The following is a 15820-nucleotide window of genomic DNA, read 5'->3' on the forward strand; positions in this document are numbered from 1 at the left end:
GAGCTCAGTTCCTCCCCGCGGCAGCTTGAGTGACTGGAGCGGAAATCAACGGGCAAGCTTTATAGTCCAAAACAATCTATACGAAAAGAGCGTAAAAATAAAAAGCCCTGCAGATTTCCTGCAGGGTCCTTCTATATCCTTTTCAGGATAGAAGGCAAAGGGAGAGGAGAAACCGGAGGAAGAACTTATGGGGAAACGTAAGTCTTCTCCGCGGTTGGCAACAACATCCTCGAATAGATGCTGTTAATTACATTATTTCCACAATCATCATGGATATACACTTAATCGGATAATTTTTTCCATTTAATATGCCGGAATGATTACGCTTTCAATTTACAGGTTGGCTACCACTTGTAAGTTATGGTAGGATAGGTAAGAAAAAATGTGTCAGATGATTGTTTCCCATTTGTAAACTATTCAGGCGGGAAATGAAAATTATGCAAGTTAGCGGTGATTTTATGCGAGTTGTATCAGGTACGAAAAAAGGAAAGATATTAAAAGCAGTCCCGGGGAGTTCAACCCGGCCAACAACGGATAAAGTCAAGGAAGCTATATTTAATATCATTGGCCCTTATTTCGATGGCGGGCTGGGTCTTGACTTATTTGCCGGAAGCGGCGGGCTTGGAATTGAAGCTCTAAGCAGAGGGGCGGAAAAAGTCATTTTTGTCGATCGTGACGGTAAGGCGATTCAAACCATTCATGAAAATATTCGCATATGCGGTCTTGAAGAACAGACGGAAGTATACCGTAACGATGCCGATCGTGCAATAAAGGCAATATTAAAAAGAGAATTAGCCTTTGATTACATATTTCTAGACCCTCCATATCGTAAGCAGCAGCTGCTCAAACTCCTTCAGATAATTGATGAGAAGGCATTGCTTACTGATAAAGGTACAATATTGTGTGAACATAGCTCAGATGTATCCTTGCCGGATTCAGTCGGCAGACTTGTTCAGCGCAAGCATGAAAATTACGGAATAATTTCTATATCCGTATACGGCAGTGCTGAAATCAACAAGCCAATTTAGCAGAGCCTAAAAAATTATATAAATACTTAAAAATATGAAGGGGGATATAAATGGGCGGCATAGCTGTTTGTCCAGGAAGCTTTGATCCAATAACATATGGGCACCTGGATATTATTAAAAGAGGGGCAAAGGTATTTGACCAGGTTTATGTGGTTGTCTTAAATAACTCTTCCAAAAATCCTTTATTTTCTGTTGAAGAAAGAATCAGTTTGATAGAAGAAGTAACGAAAGATATCCCGAATGTGAAGGTTGATTCTTTTCAGGGCCTTTTGATGGATTATGCAAGTTCTGTTAAGGCAAGTGCTGTTATACGCGGTTTGCGGGCCGTTTCTGATTTTGAATATGAAATGCAGATTACTTCCATGAACAGGGTATTAAATGATGAAGTAGAAACCTTTTTTATCATGACCAATAACCAGTATTCGTTTTTAAGTTCCAGCATTGTTAAAGAAGTAGCAAAATATAATGGGGATATTTCAGAGCTTGTTCCGGACACGGTGGAAAAAGCACTCAAGGTAAAATTCCAATAACTGAAAACGGGCGCCAATGGCTGCCCGTTTTTTAAATAAATGAAACTAATGATTGATTTTTGCACCATGTTAATTGAAGCGGATGCGAGCGCGTGGAGCAAATCAAAAGGCAGCCTAAAGATTACCGTAAATATTTTTTTACCGTCTATCAAGACGCCTGGACAGTACATAAGTGTAGAAGGCAAGTGCAAGTATTGTAATAAGGGGACCTGCTGCTGACAAACCATCAAGCATTTTCCCAAAAAATGAATATTCTCCGAAGAAGCCGACCGGAATGGCATTAGAAGGCTGTTCTGTGTTGTAAAAGCGTTCATAAATGGGGTTCCAGAGGATAAATGCAAAAAACGCAGCGGTAAACCCGTGAATGATTCTTGCAAAAAAGAAAGGCTTAAAATTAATATCAGTCTGAGCAAGTATGCTCGCGACTTGTGCTTGTACGCTGAATCCGCTGAAGGCTAGTATAAAGCTGGTGATAACCACATGGTGCATCAATGTGGCCTGCTGTACCTGGCTTGTCATTTGACTTCCAAGCGTAATTTCAAAGAGTCCGGAAATAAAAGGAATGCTTAATTCAACCGGCAGATGAAACAGCGCTAAGACGATCTCTATGCCTTTAGCAAGTATTGCTGTTATTCCAAGGTGAAATAGAAGTTTGTTAATAACAGAGAAAAGAATGATAAATCCGCCGATCATTAATAGTGTTTGGATAGATGACATGACGGCGTCTCCTAGAAGCTTCCCGATGGGCCGGTTATCATTAATCCTTGTACGGTGAAGAGCTGAAAGGGCAGCCCGTAAAGAGGGTCTTGCTTTCTTTTCTTCCCGGGAGTGTTTCATGGGATTTCTTCCGTAAAATCTCATCAATAAGCCAACTGTAATGTTGCCCAGATAATGCGCTAAAGCCAGAATCACTCCAAGCTTTGCATTATTAAAGAAACCGACAGAAACGGCTCCGAATATAAACAGGGGGTTAGAACAATTGGTGAAGGAAACAAGGCGTTCTGCTTCTGTTTTTGTCAGCTGGCCTTCCTGCCGAAGCCTTGCTGTGAGCTTTGCTCCTGCGGGGTATCCTGATGCCATTCCCATTGCCCAGACAAAACCTCCTACTCCGGGAACTTTAAATAAGGGCCTCATTAATGGCTCCAGCAGGACGCCGATAAATTTAACAACCCCGAAACCGATCAGCATCTCTGAAACGATAAAGAAAGGCAATAAAGATGGAAAAACGATTTCCCACCACATATTTAGTCCCCTGATTGAAGCATCAACCGATTCCTGGGGAAATGAAATTAATGAAATGGCCATCAAGGTTACAGAGAGTGCAAGAGTAACCGTTTTTAATTTGGAACGAAACACGGACAAGCCTCCCTCAAGTTGTACTGACTGTGCAACTATTTTAAACAATGGTAAAATAAAGTAGCATTTTAATATTTATTTTTGTACGCATTTTATCAGAAATCGTTTATACAGAAACAGAGAAAAGTGAACAGGGAATACAGGTATGGTCAATGCCGCCCAGCCTTGTCCCCATATAACTCAATATACTCATAGAACTTGAAATTAGACCATAGAATTAAGTACAGGCATGAGCAAAATTCTGAAGGTAAATCCTGAAGGCTTAGGCATTAAATTCTAGAGAAGTGTGCTATTAGAAGGATTGCTGCTAATTAATGAAGGAGTGAACATCTCAACGCTCCTTCTCTGCGGAACGCTTCCGAGTCAGGGAGAGTTTTATTAAATTTTGAAACAGATATCCTTATAAAGGATAGAATAATAATGGCCAAGATAGGTGAGGCCTTATGAGGTCCAGAGGAGGGATTCTTTTGCGTCGTCCGAAAATTGGTTTGGCACTTGGTTCGGGAGGGGCGCGGGGGTTTGCCCACTTAGGAGCCATCAAGGTCTTAAAGGAAGCAGGCATCCCAATCGATCTTATTGCGGGGAGCAGCATGGGAGCAATGGTCGGGTGCTTTTATGGAGCGGGGCTTGATGTAGAGCGTCTTTACAAACTTTCAAAGGCCTTTAAAAGGAAGTATTATCTAGATTTCACCGTACCCAAAATGGGTTTTATCGCAGGCAAGCGTGTAAAGGAACTCATTCGTATTTTTACCCACGGCAAAAATCTAGAAGAGCTTGATATTCCTGTCAATGTTGTAGCCACTGATCTGATGACAGGAGAAAAGGTTGTATTTAATAAGGGCCCAATAGCTGATGCAGTGAGGGCAAGCATTTCCATACCGGGAATTTTTGTGCCTGAAAAATTTAATGGACGTTTATTGGTTGATGGGGGAGTAGTTGATCGGGTTCCGGTTTCTGTTGTAAAAGAGATGGGTGCAGACATTATCATTGCCATCGATGTTTCTCACGTAAAAACGAATGCGGAAATCACCTCTATTTATGATGTAATCATGCAAAGCTTGGATATCATGCAAATGGAGCTCGTTACACATCGGGAAATTGCGTCCGACTTTATGATCAGGCCTAGAGTTGAAATGTATAGCTCCCGTGCGTTTACTAACATAGAAGATATTATTAAAATCGGTGAAGAGGAAGCAAAGAAACATATTGATAGTATACAGCAGTACATAACCCAATGGGAGGAGCATCCTGAATAATGAGAAACAAGTTTTATATCCGTTCCTTCTTGATTGTAGCAGTTATGATTTTGCTCAGTTCCTTTTATTATCTGCCCTATTATGTGTCAAAGCCCGGTATGGCAAAAGAATTGGAGCCAATTATCGAGGTTGAAAACGGCTACGAAGAAAAAGGCACTTTTATGCTGACAACAGTAAGAATGGGACGTGCCAACATTTATGCTTATGTGACTGCAAAATTAAGCAAGTATCAGGAACTTTATCCTGTAGAAGATATCCGGGGTGAAAATGAAACGGATGAAGAGTATAATGTCCGCCAGCTTCATTTAATGGCTTCATCTAAATTGGCAGCTATTGAAACTGCCTATAAAAAAGCGGGGATTCCAATCAAGTATGATTATAACGGCGTTTATGTTCTAAATGTCATGCCTGATATGCCTGCACATGGCAAGCTGCAGGCCGGAGACCGTATTTTCAAGGTGAATGGAAAAGAATTCGAATCCTCTGATGAGTTTATCGGCACTGTCTCTGAAAAACAGGAGGGTGACGAAATTACATTAACCTACGAACGCCAGGATCATACGAAAGAGACTACTATCACACTAAAAACCCTTCAGGAAACTGGAAAACCTGGAGTAGGCATCACTTTGGTAGATGACAAGGAAGTTGAGGTTGAACCCGCTGTTAATATTGAAAGCGACGAAATTGGAGGACCCTCTGCAGGCTTGATGTTTTCGCTCGAAATATACAATCAGCTAATTAAAGAAGACCTGACCGGAGGTTTTCAGATTGCCGGAACAGGAACAATAAATGCAGAGGGTACTGTTGGCCGAATCGGAGGCATTGAGCAGAAAATAGTTGCAGCGGACAAAGCTGGAGCAGAAATATTTTTTGCCCCTAACGAGAATGGTGCCAAAGACTCAAATTATAAAGCTGCTGCGGCAACCGCTAAGGATATTGGGACGGATATGAAAATTGTTCCGGTCGATACCTTTGATGATGCAGTAGAATATTTAAGAAATTTGAACTAATGAAGCTAGCGGCCAAAATGCCGCTGGCTTTTTTTAGGAATGGATTTAATGACTGCTTTGGTAAAGTCTGTATATTACAATATCAGATGGAATTTAATCAACTGAGGTGAATGCAGCGTGGGCACTCGACGCTGTTTTGCTGCTTTGCTGCTTTGCCCTGAATGGTTTATACATCAGTTTTTACTAAAGACTCTTTTCTAAAAGATTGTTGTTTTAAGTGGATTATGTAATTAAAGCATTGATAAATAAGGTTGGTTGATTGGAGCGCAAGGTGCGAGTCTCCAGCGCAGCAGGAGGATGGGACAGGAGAGACCCCACGGCGCTGTGAGCCGAGGAGGCTCGCCGCCCGCTCAGCGGTTCGCTGAGCAGCCTGAAGCGGAAATCAACCACTCCTCACTATTTGTTAAAAAACTAAATCATAATCGGAGGCTGTTTAAACTCCTGGTGTAAAAGGACTTGCTGCTGTCTGCCCTTAACACCCATTGCGTACACACGGGAGGCTTTAATGTCCAGGTGCAAAAGATTACGCACCTGGGAAGATACTCTTGAAATAAGAGGAATGGGCAAATCTGCTTTATGCTTGTTTAAATACTCCCTGCCATTTTTGGACATACCCAATAGCCGTAAATATGCTGCTTTAGCTGGTTCAGAAGGCATTTCCTCTTTAGCTGTATTGGTAAGGATGTGAACACAAGCTCTCTGGAGTCTTGTCCATGTATATCGCTTCGTTTTAATCTGTTCCATAAATTGCTGGAAGGTTTCTGCCTGTAAAGCAGCGGCCAGGAATCGATGTTCAAGGCCTTCCTCCATTTCATAGATTGTTTCCAATTGTTCAGGAAGGAGGTGAATTAACCGGTATTTAAGAAGCGGCCAGTAGTCTTCCCACTGATGAAAACCTCCGAATTTTTCTTTGTATTCAATCAGGCCGCTATAGGTAGTTTGCGGAACGTACTGCTGAATGGTTTCAATTTCTCCATTTTCAGAGAATAGGGACTTCCTGATGCTTGTAGCGCTTGCAATTGTATCCGATGAAAACTGTTCATCATGGTATTCTGCATTTTTTCTGGCAACGGTCAGTAGTTTCAAAGATACATTTTGATATCTTGCAGCTTTTAAGTACTGAAAGCCGAGAATATTATTTGGTTTTGAAAGGTCAACCATGTCACTTTCAGGCTGTATATCCAGAAAAGCCAAGGATGCTGCTTTTGGATAGCTGCAGCCTTCATGCAAATGGAATTTAACCCTGCTTTGATATGTGTTATTTTGTTTCTTTAGAAATGAAAAAGTTTGATGGAAGCTATCCATATTGCCTGATTCGCTCCCAAAGCATAAGCTGCTGCAGCCAGCAGCTTCAAGTATAGAAACTGCTCCGCTTGCAAAAATATCCGCCTGTTGGGAAGCAAATTGATAGGGCAGCTCAAAAACAATATCTGCTCCTGCTTTTAAAGCCATTTCAGTTCGCTGCCACTTTGAAACAAGTGCCGGTTCTCCGCGCTGCAGAAAATTTCCGCTCATGGCAGCAATGACGATTTCTGCACCGGAAGCCTGCTTTGCCTGCTCCATATGGTAGGCATGGCCATTGTGAAAAGGATTATACTCTACGATTACTCCAACTGCATCCATATTTGACATACTCCTCGAAAAGGTTTAAAAAGATATGTATTGGAAAAAGTAAAAAGAAAGCCAAAATAAATGAAACGAACAACAATTTGGATTTCTATAAAAAACTGTAAATCCAATTGAAGAAAATCCGCCTTCAATAGTGTGATAATAGCTACATTATAGTGTAAAGAAAAAATATTGACAAATAATTATAGGAAGGCTATAATTACCTTTGTTGCCTTGGGGTGATTCGTATGAAATGGACTTTAAGTCAGTTACAAAAATATCGAAGCAAGGATTTTCCCATTGATGAAACTGTCAATGTAGATGAGGTCATGAAATTGGATCCGGACATTCGCGGTGCGTCACCAATGCACGTGACAGGACGTGCGGATATCGATTCGGCCAAAGTGACTTTTCATTTAAATATAAAGGGTCATTTAATACTGCCTTGTTCTCGTACTTTAGTTGACGTAAATTATCCAATTAATGTTGAAACAACAGAAACTTTTCTCTTAAAAGGTTTGGACTATGAGACCGAAGAGGAAGTTCACCAGGTAAAAGGTGATGTGATTGATCTTAATCCGATTCTTCATGAGATCCTTTTACTCGAAGTCCCAATGCAAGTTTTCTGCGAAGACAGCAGTGAAGAAGGAGCTCCTCAATCCGGAAAGGACTGGGAGGTCATTCAGGAGCAAGATAAACAGGATAAAGTAGATCCTCGTCTTGCCGGACTTGCTCAATTTTTTGATCAAAATGATCCTTCTTCCGATTCATAACGGAAGAAAAACAAGAAGCATTTGAAGAAACCAGCTTGATCTGGCCTTCATAACTTTCTTAATGGGTGTGTTCAAATCCCTTTGGACATCCTCTAATACTCTTTAAGGAGGTGGGAAGAATGGCTGTACCTTTTAGAAGAACATCTAAAACTGCGAAGAGAAAACGTCGTACCCATTTTAAATTACAGGTTCCTGGTATGGTAGAATGCCCAAACTGTGGTGAAATGAAACTTGCTCACCGCGTTTGCAAAGCTTGCGGAACTTACAAAGGAAAAGAAGTAGTAAACGACTAATCCTTTAGATACAAAGCACAAGAACATTATGTTCTTGTGCTTTTGTCGTTTATGGGAAGAGATATACAAGTCTAAAAGTACAAGCTTCTGCAGATTTTTGCTAATATTAAAATAGCTTTAGTCAATGATTTTAAGCCATTATTTGATTTTTGCAATCTGTTAATTAGAGTGGCAGGCGCGCGGCCTCAGCGGGAGAAGCGGGTAGAAGGGAGACTCCGCTTTAGTGCTTGAGGAAGCTTCCGGACGGTCCGGTGAAATCAACAGCAAGTTTATAAGAAATTAGTAAAAAAGGAGGCAGCTATGAAGCCATACATAATTGAAGAACATGAAGGTGGACTTTTAGTATTTACGATAAACAGGCCGGAAAAAAGGAATGCGATTAATTATGAAGTGATGGACGGATTAGAAGAAGCATTGTCGAAAGCAGAAAACGAATCGGTTAAAGTGCTTGTTATTACTGGGGCAGGAGACCAGGCTTTTTGCTCAGGAGGGGATCTTTCCTCTTTCCATCACTTAAAAACAGAAATGGAAGCTTTCGTAATGCTTAGCAGAATGGCAGGGCTCTTGAAAAATCTGTTTTTCTTGCCGAAGCCCACTGTTGCCTTGCTAAATGGAACTGCTGTCGGAGGAGGCTGTGAACTGGCAGCTGCCTGCGATTTTCGAATTGCAAAAAGTGGCACCAGGGCAGGTTTTATTCAAGGAACATTGGCCATTACAACTGGCTGGGGGGGAGGTACAATGCTTATGGAAAAGCTGCTTCCTGCCAATGCCATGAAAATGCTTATGGAAGCTTGTCTATATCCAACCGAAGAATTAGTCGGACTTGGATTTGTGCATTCCGTCTATGAGGGGAAAGCACTGGAAGGCTGCAGAAGTTTTCTGCATAAAATGCTTTTGCTGGAATCTGATGTTCTCAAAGCTTATAAAGAACTTACTGTTAAAAAATGGAAAACAAATGAGGTAGACGAAAGAATAGAGCAGGAAGTGCGCCGCTGTGCCCTATTGTGGGAAGGTGAACCGCATCATAGGCAGGTTGACCGTTTTATGAATAAATAAAAATTTGGAAATCAAAGAAAATCCCTTAAAATAGCACTGACTGAATAAAGTTTCACTTTATAGAATGATATCAGTCTATCTTTTCTAGCAGAGGCATATGTATAAAGAAAAAACACTAGGAGGGATATTCTGATGTCTTCAACCCGTCAGGATGCTTGGTCTCAAGATGAAGATTTGCTGCTTGCTGAAGTAGTGCTCCGCCATATAAGAGAGGGGGGAACTCAGCTTCAAGCGTTTGAAGAGGTAGGCAAACAGTTAAGCCGAACAGCAGCTGCATGCGGCTTCCGCTGGAATTCCTATGTTAGAAAGCAATATAAATCAGGGATTGAATTAGCAAAAAAACAGAGGAAAGAGATGAAAAAAATTCCTCCGGCAGCAGAAAAGGAAAAAGAAGATTCCAATGAACCTGCAGCTAAGGCAAGTGACTATACCGGTTCAGAAACAATCGAAGACAAAAATATAATTGAGTTTGATGAATTAGTCGGTTTTATCAAAAAGTTATACGATAAAGCGCAAAAAACAGGAGAATTGGAAGAACACCCTTCAAAGGAACGAATTCAGGAATTGGAAAAACAAATGTATTACCTTGCTGCTGAAAATGAAAGATTAATTAAAGAGCTAAATACGATGGAACATGATTATAAGGCGTTGGTAGAGATCATGGAAAGTGCCCGTAAACTTGTGGGGCTGAAAGATGGAGACCGTCAGAAAAATCTTAAATTCACCGTAGATCCGAGCAGCCAGCTGGAAAAAGTTCAGAAATAAGGGAACGCTCTTTAATTGTGGTGCTGTATTGCCGAAATAGAATTGAATAACATAAAATAAAGCGGACAACAGATTTGTCCGCTTTGTCTCTTACTATTTTTAATAAGCGAGAGTAACCCGGGATTAGTGGGCCTGTTCCTTAACCCCTGCAGGGAACCATGCAAGCGGGTTCTCTCCAAGGTCGCGTTCCATATCATAATTGACTGCAGAAAAGCCCATCTTCTCCCAGAAAGGTTTTGATTTTACTCGCGGATTCGTTTTAATAGGAAGTCCAAATCCTTTTGCGAATTCCACAAGTGCTTTCCCATAGCCTTTATTTTGATAGTCAGGCAGAACTTCGAGCTTCCAGAGCTCCAAATAATTCTGAGCTGGCTCGAAATAACGGTCGAACCTTGCCTCAATTTGGTAAAGGCTCATGCGTGCTACGAGTTTATCGCCGAAATAGATGCCATAGAAAGGCGATTCGCTGTCATTTTCTATAATATTTGCTTCCAGGTCCTCAAGCATGGACAATTCCTGGAGCCCATACTCTTTAAATTTTTTGAACTCTTCCAAAGTTTTGTAGTTTACTTTTAATTTTTCCACTTTATAATTCATGTAATCTCCCCCTTAGCCAAGGATGTATATGGATTCTTTAAGATGTAACTGCTTAATTATTCGAAAGTTCTTTCTTTGCCTATTATTATATAACAAGTAAACAAAAAATTCTGCACTAAAGAAAAACTTAATATATTTTTAGTTTTTTTAAAAAAATTAGAAAGCGTTTTCAAAATTAGCAGGAAAAAGGCAGAAGTTTGTAGAAATATATATTATTGCAGGATTATTATGCTTAGAAAGGGGATCGATTGTGCGAAAAATTTTGATTGCAAACAGGGGAGAAATTGCTTTGCGCATTATAAAAACCTGCCGGGATATGGGCATTGAAACTGTTGCCGTATATTCCGATGCAGACAAAGACCTTCCTTTTGTTAAAGAAGCTACATATGCTTTCAATATAGGTGAACCGCCTGTTAATAAATCTTATTTAAAAACAGATACCATTCTGGAGATCGCCAAAAAGGAAAATGTAGATGGAATCCATCCGGGCTATGGCTTCTTATCGGAAAACGCCGGCTTTGCCAGAGCTGTAAAAGACGCTGGAATCGCTTTTATTGGGCCAGATCCTGAAACGATTGAGTTGATGGGTGATAAAATTGTTTCCCGGAAAACCATGACGGAAGCAGGGGTGCCGGTTGTTCCTGGTAGCGGCGAAGGAACATCTACTTTGGAGGAAGCAAGTAAGCTTGCGAATTCAATGGGCTATCCGGTTATGCTAAAGGCCAGCGGCGGTGGCGGAGGGATTGGCATGGTTCGCTGTGAAAATGAGCAAGCGCTCGCTAAGTCCTTTGATTCTACAAAAAACCGTGCCAAAGCATATTTTGGGTCTGATGAAGTATTTGTAGAAAAGTATATTCAAAATGCCAGACATGTAGAAATCCAGGTGTTCGGTGATCATCATGGAAATATCGTTCACTTATTTGAAAGGGATTGCTCGATTCAAAGGAGACACCAGAAAGTTGTTGAAGAATCACCATCTCCTTTCCTTTCAGAACAAACAAAGCAAAAGATGTGTGAAACGGCTTTGACTGCGGCAGCCGCTGTTCAATATAAAAACGCAGGAACGATTGAATTTATAGTGGATGAAGAAGAGAACTTTTATTTTCTTGAAATGAACACTAGACTCCAGGTTGAGCACCCGGTAACTGAACAAATTACAGGTATTGATCTGGTAAAATGGCAGCTGTTGGCGGCCAGCGGTGAAAAGTTGCCGCTCACACAAAATGAAATTAGCCAGGAGGGCCACTCAATCGAATTCAGATTATATGCAGAGGATCCTAAAACCTTCCTCCCTTCACCAGGTAAACTGTCCTTGTTTGAATGGGAGGCTTCACCTGGGGTACGGGTTGATTATGGGTATGTTTCTGATACAGCAGTCAGCCCATTTTATGACCCAATGATTGCAAAGTGCATTATTCAGGGAGAATCAAGAATAGAGGCAATTGAAAAAGCTGTTCAATTCTTTGATGAACTAAAATTAGAAGGCATTAAAACAAATGCACCTTTATTTAAAGAAATCTTAAGAGACGAAGATTTTCGCAAAGGGAATTATTCAACAGCATACTTAACGGAAAAGACGTTTGCCGTCAAATAGAAGGAGGAATTACAAATGAAAGAAATCGCTTCATCAATGGCAGGTACTGTATTAAATATTATGGTCGAGGCAGGCCAGGAGGTTTCTGCGGGCCAGGAAGTACTCATGCTGGAATCCATGAAAATGGAGATACCGGTTGAAAGTGAGGCAGCAGGAAAAGTAGCTGAAGTAAAAGTGAACGTTGGAGACTTTGTGAACGAAGGCGATGTCCTGATCGTTTTTGAATAAGTTGTTTTTTTAAGATTAATTGTTGATTTTGGCATCAATCTGGCTGGAGTGGAAAACGCGGCCTCTTCGGGATGCTCTCACTAAAGCTTATTCAATGTCCAGCTGGAGAAGTAAGTCAATTAGAGACCCTGCAGGCTTATTCTGCACCGGGAGCATCGGTCTGTATGCGTTTCACTGAACTTCTTGAGCAGGAATCAACAGGCAAAATTAAAAATGAAAATTAATTGTGATCCAATTAGGGAGAAAATCTACTTTTAGGAGGAAGAGAATGACCACTGCAAAGACATTAACTGAAACGCTGCAGGAAAGAAGCAGAGAAATAGAAGCCGGCGGACATCCAAAGTATCATGAAAAAAATGAAGCCCAAAATAAACTCTTTGTCAGAAGACGTCTTGAGCTGCTGTTTGACGATGGATTCTACGAGGAGGATGGCAAATTTGCAAACTGCGCAGAAAAGGATTTGCCGGCAGATGGCGTTGTCACTGCGATTGGGAAAATCAACGGGCAGACGGTCTGCGTCATGGCGAATGATTCAACTGTAAAGGCAGGGTCCTGGGGTGCCAGAACGGTTGAAAAAATCATTCGGATTCAGGAAACTGCTGAAAAATTAAAGGTGCCAATCCTTTACCTGGTTGACTCGGCCGGGGCAAGAATTACAGATCAGCTTGAAATGTTTCCGAATAGACGCGGAGCAGGCAGAATATTTTATAATCAAGTAAAGCTTTCCGGCATGGTGCCGCAAATTTGCCTGTTATTTGGCCCTTCTGCTGCAGGGGGAGCTTATATTCCTGCATTTTGTGACATTGTTATCATGGTAGACCAAAATGCTTCCATGTATTTGGGCTCACCAAGAATGGCTGAAAAGGTTATTGGCGAAAAGGTTACTCTTGAAGAAATGGGCGGAGCCCGCATGCATTGTTCAGTCAGCGGATGCGGAGATATGCTCGCCTACAGCGAGGAAGAGGCAATTGAATCTGCCAGAAGATATCTGGGGTATTTCCCGGCAAGCTTTAAAGAAAAGCAAGGAAATATTGAAGCTGTTAGGCCGAAGGCAGGCCGTGACCTTGAAGAAATCATCCCTAAGAACCAGAATGCCCCATTTGATATGTATGAATGTATTGATTCATTGATAGATGAAGGAAGCTTCTTTGAAATTAAAAAGCTTTTTGCAGCGGAGCTAATTACCGGACTTGCCCGCATCGGCGGAAGGACAGTGGGGATCATTGCCAACCAGCCGAAGGTGAAAGGTGGAGTATTGTTTGGGGACTCTGCTGATAAAGGGGCGAAATTTATTCAGCTTTGCGATGCATTCCATATTCCATTATTGTTCCTGGCAGACGTACCTGGATTTATGATTGGAACTAAGGTAGAAAGAGCAGGGATAATCCGTCACGGCGCAAAGCTGATTGCAGCTATGAGCTCGGCAACTGTTCCTAAAATCTCAGTTGTCGTTAGAAAAGCTTATGGTGCAGGACTATATGCGATGGCGGGTCCAGCATTCGAACCAGACTGCTGCATTGCACTTCCTACTGCGCAAATTGCTGTTATGGGACCTGAAGCGGCTGTAAATGCGGTTTATTCTAATAAAATTAATGCTATCGAAGATCCAAAAGAAAAAATTAAATACGTACAGGAAAAGCAGCAGGAATATAAAGAAGCAATTGATATTTATAAGCTTGCCTCAGAATTAATCGTAGACGATATTGTTTCCCCATCAGATTTAAGAAATGTATTGATTAACCGTTTTGATCTGTATGAAACGAAAGAATTAACATTTAGCGTACGCAAGCACCCTGTGTACCCGGTTTAATATATGCAAATGAAAAATCCCTTTTTCGGAATTTCGAAAAAGGGATTTTTTTAAAGGATTTCTTTAAAGCAAAATGGAATTAGAAATAAATATATTATTTAAAAAATGAGTAAACATTCCAAATTACCCATGTTTTATTTAATTTTTGATAAAATAGGACCAATGACAAAATTGATAACGGGAGTAAGCTATGAGGATTGCTATTATCGGCGGAGGGGCCATAGGCCTTTTATTTGCACATTATTTGAATGAACACCATAACGTGCATGTGTATGTTAGAAATAAAATACAGGCAGATAGGCTGCGTTCACAGGGTCTTATATGTGAAAGGGATGGGAAACGCTTTAACCATACTATCCAGGCAAGCCTTTTTACAGAATGGAAGGGCGAAGAGGATTTAACAATCGTTGCTGTGAAACAGTACAGTGTTCCGGAGGTTGTATGCAGCATGAAGAAAATGAGCCAAGGCCGTCACTTATCATATCTGTTTCTTCAAAATGGCATGGGGCATTTAAAGTGGATTCAAAATCTCCAAGCTGATCATCTCTTTGTAGGAAGTGTTGAGCATGGTGCTTTAAAAGATGAAACAGGTACTGTTTTGCATACTGGGATAGGGGTAACAAAGCTGGCTGCTATAAAAGGCGATTTAACATTTTTAAAGGGGATTTCCGAATCGGCATCAAACCATTTTCCTTTTGTTTTTAACCAGGATTACATAGGGGTGCTGATTGAAAAGCTTATTGTTAACTCTGTCATTAATCCATTGACTGCCTTGTTGAGTGTCAGAAATGGAGAACTTTTGGAAAACCCATATTATTACCGGTTGTTTTTAAAGCTGTTTGACGAAGTAAGTACGGTATTGGATGTATCCGATAAAGTGGGGGCTTTAAACCATGTGAAAAAAGTTTGCAGAGATACAGCGAAAAACCGATCCTCCATGCTGAAGGATATCGAAGAAGGCAGGCAAACAGAAATAGATGCCATCCTGGGTTATATTCTTGAGGAAGCAGAAAGAAAGAAAATGGAGGCTCCATTTTCTGAAAGCCTTTATTGCCTTGTTAAAGGGAAGGAGTAAAAAGGGGGAAATGAATTGAATACAGTGTTTTCGGCTTTCATCGCCACATTGGTTACAATTCCGTTGCTGGGATATATTGCTGTGTTTATTATCAGTAAACAAATAACAAAAAACCACCGAAGATCAGTACATATTGCTTTGGATGTCAGCACTTTTTTATTTATTTTGTCTGTCCATTTTCTAATTATTGTTATTTGGGATAAATCATATTTATGGATGATTCTTTTATCTTTGCTAGTTACAGCTGTAATTTTTGTTATTATTCAATGGAGGGTTAAACAGGAAATAAGCTTGCGTATTATGTTTAAAGGATTTTGGCGATTCAATTTCCTCTTATACTTTTCCGCGTATATTGTCCTCATTATAATAGGGCTGGTCCAAAGGGTCACTGCTGTTGTTATTATACCTTAAGAGCATTTCTGCATAAAAATCTAAATATCTAGAAATGAAACATTTAGATAAGCAAAGTTTTTTTCTTTTCAATTCAGACAATGATATACTCAGAAGATAAAATAAAGTGCATGTTCAAAAAGGAGGACAAAAGGAGCCGGGGAGGTCAAGGAAGTGCATCTTTGAGCGGTGATATGAAAGCTCGAAACTTCGATAGCATAATCCCTGCTTAAAGCACCTTGCTTTTTCGAAGGTATGTTTTGGTACGTGAGCATTTTCTATTCCATGTAGCGGAGAGCAAGCGGACGCAGGCTGAAAAAGATTTCTGCGTCAGCCCGAAATCTGCTTTTTGGGGCGAACGACAAATCATGTCCATATAGTTCCTTAACCTGTGAAGGTAGAATCAGAACATTCTTGTGTAACTCAATTCTGCTGTTTACAGGATTTTTGA

General features: G+C 40.7%; 16 protein-coding genes. 13 read left to right on the forward strand and 3 right to left on the reverse strand.

Features of this window, described 5'->3' with window-relative positions:
• Window positions 1-458 precede the first annotated feature (458 nt).
• Window positions 459-1028 (forward strand): 16S rRNA (guanine(966)-N(2))-methyltransferase RsmD, encoded by a 570-nt coding sequence (gene rsmD, locus J7I93_RS06955; protein WP_214724820.1) that lies wholly within the window; start codon window positions 459-461, stop codon window positions 1026-1028.
• A gap of 50 nt (window positions 1029-1078) precedes the next feature.
• The gene (gene coaD / locus J7I93_RS06960; RefSeq protein ID WP_214724635.1) at window positions 1079-1558 is read left to right on the forward strand and encodes a pantetheine-phosphate adenylyltransferase; all 480 of its coding nucleotides are present in this window, start codon (window positions 1079-1081) and stop codon (window positions 1556-1558) included.
• 138 nt (window positions 1559-1696) lie between these two features.
• Here coaD and ylbJ read toward each other — a convergent pair whose 3' ends face one another.
• Complete coding sequence (ylbJ, locus tag J7I93_RS06965) at window positions 1697-2914, reverse strand: sporulation integral membrane protein YlbJ (RefSeq protein WP_214724637.1); 1218 nt, start codon at window positions 2912-2914, stop codon at window positions 1697-1699.
• A gap of 443 nt (window positions 2915-3357) precedes the next feature.
• On the opposite strand from ylbJ, the gene J7I93_RS06970 reads away from it, so the two are divergent.
• A complete protein-coding gene (locus J7I93_RS06970) occupies window positions 3358-4170 on the forward strand; it encodes a patatin-like phospholipase family protein (protein ID WP_214724638.1) in 813 nt (270 codons plus the stop codon).
• A complete protein-coding gene (locus J7I93_RS06975; protein ID WP_214724640.1) occupies window positions 4170-5180 on the forward strand; it encodes a SepM family pheromone-processing serine protease in 1011 nt (336 codons plus the stop codon). Before J7I93_RS06970 ends, J7I93_RS06975 begins: the two co-directional genes overlap by 1 nt.
• 411 nt (window positions 5181-5591) lie before the next feature.
• Here J7I93_RS06975 and J7I93_RS06980 read toward each other — a convergent pair whose 3' ends face one another.
• Window positions 5592-6803, reverse strand: coding sequence for a nucleotidyltransferase (locus J7I93_RS06980; protein ID WP_214724642.1), 1212 nt, complete (start codon window positions 6801-6803; stop codon window positions 5592-5594).
• A gap of 233 nt (window positions 6804-7036) precedes the next feature.
• Between J7I93_RS06980 and J7I93_RS06985 the strand changes: the two genes are divergently transcribed.
• The 4 genes from J7I93_RS06985 to J7I93_RS07000 all read left to right on the forward strand — a co-directional run bounded on the left by J7I93_RS06985 (window position 7037) and on the right by J7I93_RS07000 (window position 9675).
• Window positions 7037-7561: a YceD family protein gene (locus tag J7I93_RS06985; RefSeq protein WP_214724644.1), complete on the forward strand. Its 525-nt coding sequence runs from the start codon at window positions 7037-7039 to the stop codon at window positions 7559-7561.
• A 119-nt stretch (window positions 7562-7680) separates the two neighbouring features.
• A complete protein-coding gene (rpmF, locus tag J7I93_RS06990; protein WP_009791160.1) occupies window positions 7681-7854 on the forward strand; it encodes a 50S ribosomal protein L32 in 174 nt (57 codons plus the stop codon).
• A gap of 300 nt (window positions 7855-8154) precedes the next feature.
• Window positions 8155-8910: an enoyl-CoA hydratase/isomerase family protein gene (locus tag J7I93_RS06995; protein ID WP_214724646.1), complete on the forward strand. Its 756-nt coding sequence runs from the start codon at window positions 8155-8157 to the stop codon at window positions 8908-8910.
• Between the two features lie 132 nt (window positions 8911-9042).
• On the forward strand, window positions 9043-9675 hold the full coding sequence (locus J7I93_RS07000) for an RsfA family transcriptional regulator (RefSeq protein ID WP_214724648.1): 633 nt from the start codon (window positions 9043-9045) through the stop codon (window positions 9673-9675).
• A gap of 123 nt (window positions 9676-9798) precedes the next feature.
• Here J7I93_RS07000 and J7I93_RS07005 read toward each other — a convergent pair whose 3' ends face one another.
• The gene (locus J7I93_RS07005) at window positions 9799-10272 is read right to left on the reverse strand and encodes an N-acetyltransferase (protein WP_214724650.1); all 474 of its coding nucleotides are present in this window, start codon (window positions 10270-10272) and stop codon (window positions 9799-9801) included.
• A 250-nt stretch (window positions 10273-10522) separates the two neighbouring features.
• On the opposite strand from J7I93_RS07005, the gene J7I93_RS07010 reads away from it, so the two are divergent.
• The 5 genes from J7I93_RS07010 (at window position 10523) to J7I93_RS07030 (ending at window position 15390) form a co-directional block, all read left to right on the forward strand.
• Window positions 10523-11866, forward strand: coding sequence for an acetyl-CoA carboxylase biotin carboxylase subunit (locus J7I93_RS07010; RefSeq protein ID WP_214724652.1), 1344 nt, complete (start codon window positions 10523-10525; stop codon window positions 11864-11866).
• Window positions 11867-11881: 15 nt separating this feature from the next.
• Entirely contained in the window at window positions 11882-12094 is a 213-nt protein-coding gene (locus J7I93_RS07015; RefSeq protein WP_214724654.1) for an acetyl-CoA carboxylase biotin carboxyl carrier protein subunit, read from the forward strand.
• Window positions 12095-12362: 268 nt separating this feature from the next.
• On the forward strand, window positions 12363-13904 hold the full coding sequence (locus J7I93_RS07020; protein WP_214724656.1) for an acyl-CoA carboxylase subunit beta: 1542 nt from the start codon (window positions 12363-12365) through the stop codon (window positions 13902-13904).
• Window positions 13905-14094: 190 nt separating this feature from the next.
• Window positions 14095-14979 carry a 2-dehydropantoate 2-reductase gene (locus tag J7I93_RS07025; protein ID WP_214724658.1) on the forward strand — a complete coding sequence of 295 codons (885 nt, stop codon included), beginning with the start codon at window positions 14095-14097 and terminating at the stop codon, window positions 14977-14979.
• 15 nt (window positions 14980-14994) lie between these two features.
• On the forward strand, window positions 14995-15390 hold the full coding sequence (locus J7I93_RS07030) for a DUF3397 domain-containing protein (protein WP_214724660.1): 396 nt from the start codon (window positions 14995-14997) through the stop codon (window positions 15388-15390).
• The last annotated feature ends 430 nt before the right edge of the window (window positions 15391-15820 follow it).

The organism is Bacillus sp. ISL-47, from assembly GCF_018613175.1.
Taxonomy (GTDB): domain Bacteria; phylum Bacillota; class Bacilli; order Bacillales; family Cytobacillaceae; genus Cytobacillus.